The organism is Mucilaginibacter gossypiicola (assembly GCF_900110105.1).
GTDB classification, from domain to species: Bacteria; Bacteroidota; Bacteroidia; order Sphingobacteriales; family Sphingobacteriaceae; genus Mucilaginibacter; species Mucilaginibacter gossypiicola.
In genome coordinates, this window is the sequence record NZ_FOCL01000006.1 from 407,579 (window position 1) to 417,383 (window position 9,805).

Here is a 9,805-nt window from a genome sequence, read left to right on the forward strand (position 1 = left end):
CCGATTAATCCTAATCTCTGATCTCCAACCTCTGATCTCTATCTTCGCAAAAACTCAAACCTCCCATCAGGGGCCAGCCTCATAATAGTTGACGGTGTCTTGATCTCTTTGCTGTGCTGTTCTAAATCAACAACGTAATCAACACCATCAATGATTTCCTGGTCTATTTGTGAAAAATACTGCGGCGAAGGTTTGCCACTGATATTTGCTGACGTGGAAACCAAAGGTTTACGCAAACGCTGAATAAGCTGCTGGCAAAACGGAGTGTCTTTTACAACCCTGATTCCTACGCTGCCATCTGCAGCAATTAGGGCCGGCGAAATGTTTTTGGCACCAGGCATTACCAGTGTTAACGGGTTTTCGGCATATTCAATCAGTTCGTAGGCCAACGGGTTAACTTCGCTGATATAGCTTTCCAATTTGTTTTCGGTATCCAGCAAAATGATCATACTTTTAGCCTCATCGCGCTGTTTAAGGCGATAAATTTTTTGGATAGCTTCGGTATTGGTGGCATCACAGCCTATTCCCCAAATGGTATCAGTAGGGTAAAGGATGATACCGCCATCCTGCACAATTTTTAAAGCTTTGGCTACTTCGTCTTTAAGCATGGTTCAAAATATTTTGGTATAGCTGCATTAATTGCAGGCTTAGTCTATCATCTGTAAAATTGGCTGCGTGAGCGTAGCCTTTAGTTATCATGTTTTGCCTCATGCCATCATCACTAAGCACCTGGTTTAGTTTTTCGGCAAGGCCGGCATCATCGTCCGGGTTAACGTAAAGACTGTTTGGTCCGCCTGCTTCTTCAAGGCATGAGCCCGTTGCCGCTATCACCGGGGTGCCGGAATTTAATGCCTCCAGCACCGGGATACCGAAACCTTCGTACCTTGACGGATAAACAAACACCAATGCCAGTTGATAAACAGCAGGCAACTCTGCAAAGGTAACGTCTTTTAAAAATATTACCCGGTGGGTTAAATTATTGGCTGTTAAATATGCTTTAACCTGTTCGGTGTATTGGGTTGCTTTGCCAACCACCACAAGCGGTATATTATCGCTTACATTTTTTAAAGCCTTTACTGTTAGCAGCAGGTTTTTACGTTCTTCAATAGTTCCAACGCTCAATATATAGCGGCTGGGTAAATGGTATTTTTCTTTTACTGCTGATTTTTGCTCTGCGGTTTGTTTGACAGCAAATGAAGGGTCGCATCCCTGGTAAATAACTTCAATTTTTTGGGGCGTTGTGTTGAGCAGTTCAACAAGATCATCTTTAGTTTTTTGACTTATGGCGATGATCCGGTCTGCAATGCGACAAGCATGTTTAACCTTAGCCAGGTAAATACGGTAATTAATTGCACCAAAATGCTTCGGATACCGCATGAAGATGAGATCATGTATGGTAACAACCGATCTGATGTTTGTTTGTTCGATACCCGAAGGAAGCTCGTGACTTAACCCGTGATACAATTCAATACTATCGCGTTTAAGATCTTTAATAATTCCCTTGCTGCGCCACCAGGAGGTAAACCATTTGCTTTTTGGAGTAACGGTTTGGATGTTAGGATAGCTGTCAATAAAATGAAGCCGGGGATTGGCCTTTGCCTTTGGCGTATATAAGTATAAAGTATTGGACGGGTTGAGCGAAGCTATGCCTTTTATTAACCAGCGGCTGTAATTGCCTAAGCCAGTGTTATTGTAAAAAGCCCGTTTAGCATCGTATCCTATCTTCATTTGAAGTCTTAAGTTCAAAGTTTTAAGCCGTGAGTCGCCTTATTAAATTAAAAGTCATAAGTGAAAGATGTTTAACTTAATCCATCAATCACTTATGACTTTAAACTTGCGACTTAAGACTAAATTATACCGCTACGTTATTTTCACGCAGGGCATCATTCAATGATGTTTTTTTATCGGTTGATTCCTTGCGGGTACCGATGATGAGGGCACAAGGCACCTGGTATTCGCCGGCAGCAAACTTTTTAGTATATGAACCCGGAATTACTACGGAGCGGGCAGGTACACGACCTTTGTATTCAATCGGGGTACTGTGGGTAACGTCGATAATTTTGGTTGATGCTGTTAATACCACGTTTGCGCCTAATACGGCTTCGTGTTCAACATGTACGCCTTCAACTACGATTGCGCGTGAACCTAAGAAACAGTTATCTTCAATAATAACCGGAGCAGCCTGCAGTGGCTCTAATACGCCGCCAATACCAACGCCACCACTTAAGTGTACGTGCTTACCAATTTGTGCACATGAACCTACAGTAGCCCAGGTATCAACCATGGTTCCTTCATCAACATAAGCACCAATGTTTACGTACGATGGCATCATGATAACACCTTTGGCCAGGTGGGCGCCGTAACGGGCAATACCATGAGGCACCACGCGAACACCGGTTTGTTTGTAATCGGTTTTAAGTTTCATTTTGTCATGAAATACAAAAGGACCGGTTTTAATTTCTTCCATTTGCCTGGTTGGGAAATACAAAATAACCGCTTTTTTAATCCACTCATTTACATGCCAGCGTGTGCCAATAGGTTCGGCCACACGGATTTCGCCTTTATCTAACCGACTGATAATGGTTTCGATGGCGTTGGTATATTCATTGTAGTTAAGCAGGTTCCTGTCTTCCCAGGCCTCTTCAATTAGTTTTTTAAGATCTTGCATTGGTGAAATTAAACTTTTGGCAAATTAAAGGATTTTTAAGGAAATATATTTTAAAAGATTGTATATCATGAAGTGTAAAGGCTGGGAAGGTTCAAGGCTGATCTGCAATCAAATGATGATAATCAAAATTGAATTATGCTGCGGTTCTCTTTAATTTGACGCCCTGATCGGGAAATAAATGGGCGTAATTGATGCGTTTCGTATAATATTTTGATTTACAGTGCCTTGTTTTGCACACATGTATACAATATCCGGACAATCGGTTAACGACTATATAAAAAACGTTAAGTAAGCCTTAATTTTATATAAACGAAAACCAACGTTTAAACTAATTAGGTGTCAAGGCCTTCCGGACAGCGAGTGTCGGGGAGGCTTATTTATTTAGTGGCATTGTGTTTTCGGGTAAATAAGTTACCGGTGGGGGTAAACATTGATACATCATTTACGTATAAACGGCTTCTTTAAATAATAAGAAACTGATATAATAAATTTTTACCTTTTAATTATCACAATAATCCCCCACTGCCCCAAAGTATGACCCCTTTTGTACTATTTGCCATTATTTTACTTGGCATGGCATTGCTGCTTATTTTAGGCGTTTTGTTTTTCGGAACACTTAAAAGTATCAAAAAGCGCTATTATCCAAACTGGAAATTTCCTGATTACGTTAGTGTAGGCTATGCAGAATATCTTTATCGCAAATTTGTAAAAAGAGACCTGCCTAAGTAAGTTTTGCTGTAGCCGATTTGCTTCATGCTTAGAAAAGTGTTAATTAGCATTATGGCGGCAAATCGAAACTTTTATAAAGACATACTTTTTGGAGTAGCTATAGGTGATGCGCTTGGTGTACCTGTTGAATTTAGATCGAGAGAAAGCATTGCGCAGAAACCAGTGATGGACATGATGGGTTTTGGCACTCATGATCAATTGCCCGGCACTTGGTCAGACGATAGCTCACTGACTTTTTGCCTTGCTGATGTTTTGGCAGAGGGTTACAACCTGCAAAAAATAGCTAACAGCTTTGTTAGCTGGCTGTACGACGAGCAATGGACTGCTCGCGGAGAGGTATTTGATGTTGGCATTGCTACCCGCGCCTCAATTGAACGTGTTTTACGCAAAGTGAGGCCAGATTTAGCTGGTGGGTTTGATGAATCATCAAACGGTAATGGTTCGTTGATGCGGATTCTGCCTTTGTTATTTTATATCAAAGATAAGCCTCTAAATGAGCGGTTTATCTTTACAAAAGAAGTATCTTCTATAACTCATGGACATGTACGTTCTGTAATAGCTTGTTTTTACTATCTGGAATTTGCCCGAAAACTGCTCACTAATGCCGATGCAATGGCTGTTTATCACGAAGTAAATACTGAACTGAGATTGTTTTTAGAAGGAACTACCATTAATCGCGATGAGTTAATGCTGTTTAACAGGTTGCTGAACGATAATATTTACGCATATGCTATAAATGAAATTCAAAGTAGTGGTTATGTTCTGCATACTCTTGAAGCGGCAATTTGGTGTTTGTTAACCACAACAAACTATAGTGAAGCTGTGTTAAAAGCTGTAAATTTGGGGCTCGATACTGATACAACTGCCGCAGTTACTGGTGGGCTGGCAGGTTTACTTTATGGCTTTGAAAGTATTCCCGAACACTGGGTACTTATGATTGCCCGCAAAAATAGTATTGATGAATTGGCCGAACGCCTGGCCGATAAATATGAAAGGAACTGATAAATGGCCGAAAAAGAGAAACTGAGAATAGATAAATACCTGTGGGCCATCCGCGTTTTTAAAACACGTACGCTGGCGTCTGATGCTTGCAAAGCTGGCCGTATAAAACTTGATGGCAAAAATATCAAACCATCGTACGAGGTTAAAATTGGTGACGTTTACAATGTTGCCAAAGGCATTGAGCGCAAGGTGGTAAAAGTAACCGGTCTGCTCGAAAACCGGGTGGATGCTAAAACAGCGGTGAATTTTTATGAAGATATAACCCCTGTTGAGCAAACACAGGCTTTTAAATCAATGTTCCACGCGCCGATACTTAAACGTGATCGTGGCACAGGCCGCCCCACCAAGGCCGACAGGCGTGAGATTGACGACCTGAAAGATAATTTTTTTGAGGAGCAGGAGGAGAATTAACCCCACCCAAACCCTCCCCTAAAGGGAGAGGGCTTTAAAACAAATCATATATAAGAAGTCTCCCCTTTAGGGGAGATTTAGAGGGGCGCTCAATAGTGTTCCCTATGCTCAGTTGTTTCCCAAAGCTTAAAGGCGGTTAAAGCTTCGTCCCTAAGAAGCTGTACAAACGGAAGTTTGCGTTTATCCATTGGGTTTTCCAGCTCGTCATAAATAAAATGATCGTCGAATCCTATTGCGGCGGCATCGGCTTTAGTATTGGCGTAATAAATTTTATCAATCCGTGCCCAATAAATGGCACCCAGGCACATAGGGCAGGGTTCGCAACTGGTATAAATTTCACAACCTGCTAAATTATAGGTTTCCAGTTCCTGGCAGGCCAGGCGGATCACTGAAACTTCGGCATGGGCAGTGGGGTCATTGGTGGGCACAACACGATTGGCGCTGCGGGCTACTATCATGCCATCCTTAACTATTACAGCGCCAAAAGGCCCGCCCATTCCGCGCTTTACATTGTCTTCGGCCAGTTCAATGGCTATGCGCATAAATTTTTCGTGTGCCGTATTTTCCATATTGCCCTAAATTAAAAAACCTCAACCGAAGTTGAGGTTTTTTTTATTGTCTTACTCAGAATTTTAATTAAGAATTCCTGTCATCTGAAATCTGCACATTTATAATCTGCAAATCTGCGATATTATTTCTTTTCTTTAGCGTAAGCTTCGTTAAGGCGTTTGGCAACATCAACAGTAACATCTAAAGATGGATCGCCATATAATACAGTAGGGTTAGCTTTTGAATAAGTTAACACCAGTTTGTAGCCTTTTTCTTTTGCATAGGTTTTTACGAAGTCGGCAATTTTATCGTACAACTTAGCATTTTCAGAAGCTTGTTCATTTTGGAATTCGGCACCTGCATTTTGCGAATACCCCTGTAATTCCTGTTGTTTACGTTGTAACTGTTGCTCAGTAGCCTGACGCTGATCAGCCGGCATGGTAGCCTGATTTTTTTGGTATTCAGCAACCTGACGCTGAAATGCCTGACCACGGTTTTGCAGATCGGTTTGAGATGCTTTACCTTTATCTTCAAGGCGTTTTGACATATCCTTAAAGTAATCGTACTTGTTTAATAAAGAGTCAGAGTTTACGTAAACAATGGTTTCTTTATCAGGAGTTGCTGTGGTTGCAGCAGTAGCCGGTTTATCGGCAGTTTTATTTTGGTTACAAGCAGCAACGCTACCTGCAATGGCTAATCCTAAAGTAAGCTTGGTTAAAATTGAAGCACTGGTTTTCATTATCTCAAATAAAAAATATTATAAAATTTTGACAAAGATAATCTTTCATCGCAAGTATCCTAATCAGATGTGCAGATTTCAGATGTGCAGATTTTGGATGTGCAAATGTGCAGCTATGTCTATAGCTGCCTTTATTGAGGGTGATGTTTTGCACGCCACGGCGCAAAGCCGCAAAAGTTTGTTTTACCTCAAGTTTTTATGGTATGTAAATTTGCGTTAGATGGCAGTGGATACCGTCCAATGTCATTAAGTTAAGAAAATCCCCCAGAGGGGGAACAGGTTTGTAGCAACATCATATACCGAAGATAACCGTGCCAGAGGTACGGAACACCGGAGTTGTGTACCTCTGGCACACTAAGACTAACAGACCTTTCATTTCATTCTGAACTTAATTTTTGATAATTAATGAATTAGCTGAGTTTAAAAGGTGACAAATTCTGTAAATTCTTTAATTCTCAAAATCCGGCTTCAAACAAACTATTCTGTGAAATGGTGTTAAGACAACATTAATTTAATGCTGCCGAATCTATTCCACAACGGTACTTTTATCCACAAATAATCGTTAATTCAGGGTATTTTTTGTAATTTTGAAGATTGTTTCATTAAATAAATATGAGCGAAGAAATTCAGGATAAATCCAATTATTCAGCAGATAACATACAGGTTTTAGAGGGTTTAGAGGCGGTACGTAAGCGTCCGTCGATGTACATTGGTGATACAGGCGTTAAAGGTTTGCACCACCTTGTATATGAAGTAGTTGATAACTCTATCGACGAAGCTCTTGCCGGTTATTGCGATGATATAAAAGTTACTATACATGTTGGCAACTCCATAACCGTATCTGATAACGGCCGTGGTATCCCTACCGGTATCAACACAAAAGAAGGTAAATCGGCGCTTGAAATTGTAATGACCGTTTTACACGCCGGTGGTAAGTTTGATAAGGATACTTATAAAGTATCGGGCGGTTTGCACGGTGTGGGTGTAAGTTGCGTTAACGCATTATCAACCCATGTACGTACGCTTGTTCACCGTGAGGGAAAAATTTTCACCCAGGAGTACGAGCGCGGTAAGCCAATGTTTGATGTGAAGGCCATAGGCGAATCAGACAAAACCGGTACTATCCAAACCTTTCAGCCCGATCCGGAAATTTTTACCACCACTACCGAATATAAATACGATACACTTGCTGCCCGTTTACGTGAGCTGTCGTTTTTGAACAAAGGTATTCGCCTGAGTTTGACCGACGAGCGCGAAACGTTAGAGGATGGTACTTTCCGCACTGAAGAGTTTTTCTCAGAAGGCGGTTTGCGCGAGTTTGTAAAGTTTTTAGACGGCACGCGTAACTCTATTATCCCGGAGCCAATTTACGTGGATGGCAATAAAGGCGGTATCCCGGTTGAGCTTGCCCTGCAATACAATGATACTTACAGCGAGAACGTATTCTCATACGTAAATAACATCAATACCATTGAAGGTGGTACGCACGTAGCGGGTTTCCGTCGTGGTTTAACCCGTACTTTGAAAGCTTATGCTGATAAAGAGGGCTTGCTGAAAAACGTAAAAGTTGAGATAAGTGGTGATGACTTTCGCGAAGGTTTAACGGCAGTTGTATCTGTAAAAGTTCAGGAGCCGCAGTTTGAGGGCCAAACCAAAACCAAGTTGGGTAACAACGAAGTAATGGGTGCGGTTGATGTAGCCGTAGGTGAGATTTTAGGTAATTTCCTTGAAGAAAACCCGAAAGAAGCACGGCTTATTGTAAATAAAGTGATCCTTGCCGCTACTGCCCGCGCAGCTGCACGTAAAGCGCGCGAAATGGTGCAGCGCAAGAGTGTAATGACTGGTTCTGGCTTGCCGGGCAAACTGTCAGACTGTGCTAACAGCGATCCAACCCTTTGCGAGTTATTCCTTGTCGAAGGTGACTCGGCGGGTGGTACCGCCAAACAGGGCCGTAACCGCGAGTACCAGGCTATTTTACCATTGCGTGGTAAGATCCTGAACGTGGAGAAAGCCATGGAGCACAAGATCTACGAAAACGAGGAGATCAAGAACATGTTTACCGGTTTGGGCGTAAGCCGCGGTACACCTGAAGATGATAAAGCCCTTAACATGACCAAGCTCCGTTACCACAAGATCATCATCATGACGGATGCCGACGTGGACGGTTCGCACATTACTACGCTAATCCTTACTTTCTTCTTCCGTTATATGAAGGAGTTGGTTGAGGCTGGTTATGTATACATTGCTTCGCCGCCGCTTTACCAGGTTAAAAAAGGTAAGGAGCATGAATACTGCTGGAATGATGTACAGCGCGATGCGGCCATTCAGCGCCTTAAAGGTGCCGGTAAGGAAGACAGCGTACACGTACAGCGTTACAAAGGTTTGGGCGAGATGAACGATATCCAGCTTTGGGATACTACCATGAATCCCGAAACCCGTACACTGAAACGTGCTACCATTGAAAACGCCGCCGAGTGCGACCATACCTTCAGCATGCTGATGGGTGATGAGGTTGCTCCACGCCGCGAGTTCATTGAGCGCAACGCTAAATACGCTAAGATAGATTCATAGCCCCGGCCTCCGCCAGTTGGCGGAGAGGAATGGTTTATAATATTAAACGCCTGCTTCTTTGGGAGCAGGCGTTTTTTTTATTAGAAACTGCCACAGGTTTATAATCTGTAGCTTTTTATGATTTAAGCTTAAGCCTAAGTAACTATTTTAAGCTTTACTTTTTGAGGCTTGCGGGTTTTTAGTGTCAATGTTTTGCGGCCATAATCAATAACCGCCTTATATTTCATTAAGATATCGCCGCCTAAAACACCTAATACCTTCGGGTGCCCCATCTGGCCGTAGGCGACATTAATTGTAGAAAGATCAAGTACAGCCGCCTCAAATTCGGCAATATGTAACTCGCCGATATGAAGATCGGTTACCGTTGCCGTGAACGACTCCATAGTATTAGTGCCAAGACCTGTTGAGAGTTTTTCACTGGCTAATATGCTCATCGTTTCATTTGCTTCTGTTATTGTGGTTTGATCAAAAGCAGTTTTTGATGCGCCGGTATCAAGTACCATAATAAACGTTTTTCCAAACAGGCCGACTTCAACCAATGGATGAAAGCCATCGTCGTGCAGATCGATAATATTTAACGGGACAGATATGATCATGATAGATGTTGCAAATTGCAAATGTGCGGATTAAAAGTAGTTGATTTTTATTGGCTGCAATTATAAAAGATGTATCAATACTGCCCGGTATGCTTCAAATATTTTATCAGCCATAAAAATGTTGGGTTTAAGCCGGCTTTACTTATACCTATTATAGGGTATCCTAAAGGTTTAATTTAAGATTAATGGATGTGCCTTTACCAGGTGCTGTCTCAATTTTCAGATCAGCACTCAATATTTTTGCACGCTCATAAATATTACGGATCCCCATGGTTTCGTATTTACGCAGATCGGGGTCAAAGCCCCGGCCGTCATCACGAATACTGATATGCAGTCGTTTTTTGTAAAGACTGATTTCCAGAAATGCGTTTTGCGCCTCCGAATGTTTGACAATATTGTTTAAGCCCTCCTTAACAAGAAGGTATATCTGCCGTCTTTTTTCGCCGCTAACGGCAACCCCGGTTTCGCTAACTGAAGCATTTACATGAAGGTCAATATCGCTGTATTCAAATATTTTAATAGCTTGTTTATGAATAAAGC

The 9,805-nt window shown here is 41.9% G+C and carries 11 protein-coding genes; 4 read left to right on the forward strand and 7 right to left on the reverse strand.

Features of this window, described 5'->3' with window-relative positions; all coding sequences use genetic code 11:
- Positions 1-38: 38 nt before the first annotated feature.
- From BMX50_RS21825 to BMX50_RS21835, 3 genes are all read right to left on the reverse strand, one after another.
- Positions 39-608, reverse strand: a complete 570-nt coding sequence (locus BMX50_RS21825) for an L-threonylcarbamoyladenylate synthase (protein WP_091213694.1) — start codon at positions 606-608, stop codon at positions 39-41.
- Entirely contained in the window at positions 601-1,728 is a 1,128-nt protein-coding gene (locus BMX50_RS21830; RefSeq protein WP_091213698.1) for a glycosyltransferase family 4 protein, read from the reverse strand. The genes BMX50_RS21825 and BMX50_RS21830 overlap by 8 nt, the downstream gene beginning before the upstream one ends.
- A 124-nt stretch (positions 1,729-1,852) precedes the next feature.
- A complete protein-coding gene (locus tag BMX50_RS21835; protein WP_091213702.1) occupies positions 1,853-2,668 on the reverse strand; it encodes a 2,3,4,5-tetrahydropyridine-2,6-dicarboxylate N-succinyltransferase in 816 nt (271 codons plus the stop codon).
- A 534-nt stretch (positions 2,669-3,202) separates the two neighbouring features.
- Between BMX50_RS21835 and BMX50_RS21840 the strand changes: the two genes are divergently transcribed.
- The 3 genes from BMX50_RS21840 to BMX50_RS21850 are packed head-to-tail and all read left to right on the forward strand — an operon-like array spanning position 3,203 to position 4,810.
- A complete protein-coding gene (locus BMX50_RS21840; protein ID WP_091213705.1) occupies positions 3,203-3,397 on the forward strand; it encodes a hypothetical protein in 195 nt (64 codons plus the stop codon).
- Positions 3,398-3,448: 51 nt separating this feature from the next.
- On the forward strand, positions 3,449-4,399 hold the full coding sequence (locus BMX50_RS21845; protein ID WP_091213709.1) for an ADP-ribosylglycohydrolase family protein: 951 nt from the start codon (positions 3,449-3,451) through the stop codon (positions 4,397-4,399).
- A 3-nt stretch (positions 4,400-4,402) separates the two neighbouring features.
- Positions 4,403-4,810, forward strand: a complete 408-nt coding sequence (locus BMX50_RS21850) for an RNA-binding S4 domain-containing protein (RefSeq protein ID WP_091213713.1) — start codon at positions 4,403-4,405, stop codon at positions 4,808-4,810.
- A gap of 89 nt (positions 4,811-4,899) precedes the next feature.
- Here BMX50_RS21850 and BMX50_RS21855 read toward each other — a convergent pair whose 3' ends face one another.
- Positions 4,900-5,379 (reverse strand): nucleoside deaminase, encoded by a 480-nt coding sequence (locus BMX50_RS21855; protein WP_091213716.1) that lies wholly within the window; start codon positions 5,377-5,379, stop codon positions 4,900-4,902.
- A gap of 122 nt (positions 5,380-5,501) precedes the next feature.
- Positions 5,502-6,098: an OmpH/Skp family outer membrane protein gene (locus tag BMX50_RS21860; protein ID WP_091213721.1), complete on the reverse strand. Its 597-nt coding sequence runs from the start codon at positions 6,096-6,098 to the stop codon at positions 5,502-5,504.
- Positions 6,099-6,710: 612 nt separating this feature from the next.
- Here BMX50_RS21860 and gyrB point away from each other — a divergent pair.
- Positions 6,711-8,669, forward strand: coding sequence for a DNA topoisomerase (ATP-hydrolyzing) subunit B (gene gyrB, locus BMX50_RS21865; RefSeq protein WP_091213725.1), 1,959 nt, complete (start codon positions 6,711-6,713; stop codon positions 8,667-8,669).
- Positions 8,670-8,803: 134 nt separating this feature from the next.
- Here the strand turns inward: gyrB and BMX50_RS21870 are convergent, their stop codons facing one another.
- Together BMX50_RS21870 and BMX50_RS21875 are read right to left on the reverse strand one after the other, a co-directional pair.
- Positions 8,804-9,265 (reverse strand): aspartyl protease family protein, encoded by a 462-nt coding sequence (locus BMX50_RS21870; RefSeq protein WP_244281073.1) that lies wholly within the window; start codon positions 9,263-9,265, stop codon positions 8,804-8,806.
- A 163-nt stretch (positions 9,266-9,428) separates the two neighbouring features.
- Positions 9,429-9,805 (reverse strand): sensor histidine kinase (locus BMX50_RS21875; RefSeq protein WP_208864761.1); only part of this gene is annotated, 377 nt, incomplete at its 5' end.

Bases quoted from the DNA above. Each gene is read 5' to 3' on its own strand.
- BMX50_RS21825 (WP_091213694.1), bottom strand. From the start codon at position 608: ATGCTTAAAGACGAAGTAGCCAAAGCTTTAAAAATTGTGCAGGATGGC.
- BMX50_RS21870 (WP_244281073.1), bottom strand. From the start codon at position 9,265: ATGATCATATCTGTCCCGTTAAATATTATCGATCTGCACGACGATGGC.
- BMX50_RS21830 (WP_091213698.1), bottom strand. From the start codon at position 1,728: ATGAAGATAGGATACGATGCTAAACGGGCTTTTTACAATAACACTGGC.
- gyrB (WP_091213725.1), top strand. From the start codon at position 6,711: ATGAGCGAAGAAATTCAGGATAAATCCAATTATTCAGCAGATAACATA.
- BMX50_RS21850 (WP_091213713.1), top strand. From the start codon at position 4,403: ATGGCCGAAAAAGAGAAACTGAGAATAGATAAATACCTGTGGGCCATC.
- BMX50_RS21855 (WP_091213716.1), bottom strand. From the start codon at position 5,379: ATGGAAAATACGGCACACGAAAAATTTATGCGCATAGCCATTGAACTG.
- BMX50_RS21845 (WP_091213709.1), top strand. From the start codon at position 3,449: ATGGCGGCAAATCGAAACTTTTATAAAGACATACTTTTTGGAGTAGCT.
- BMX50_RS21835 (WP_091213702.1), bottom strand. From the start codon at position 2,668: ATGCAAGATCTTAAAAAACTAATTGAAGAGGCCTGGGAAGACAGGAAC.
- BMX50_RS21840 (WP_091213705.1), top strand. From the start codon at position 3,203: ATGACCCCTTTTGTACTATTTGCCATTATTTTACTTGGCATGGCATTG.
- BMX50_RS21860 (WP_091213721.1), bottom strand. From the start codon at position 6,098: ATGAAAACCAGTGCTTCAATTTTAACCAAGCTTACTTTAGGATTAGCC.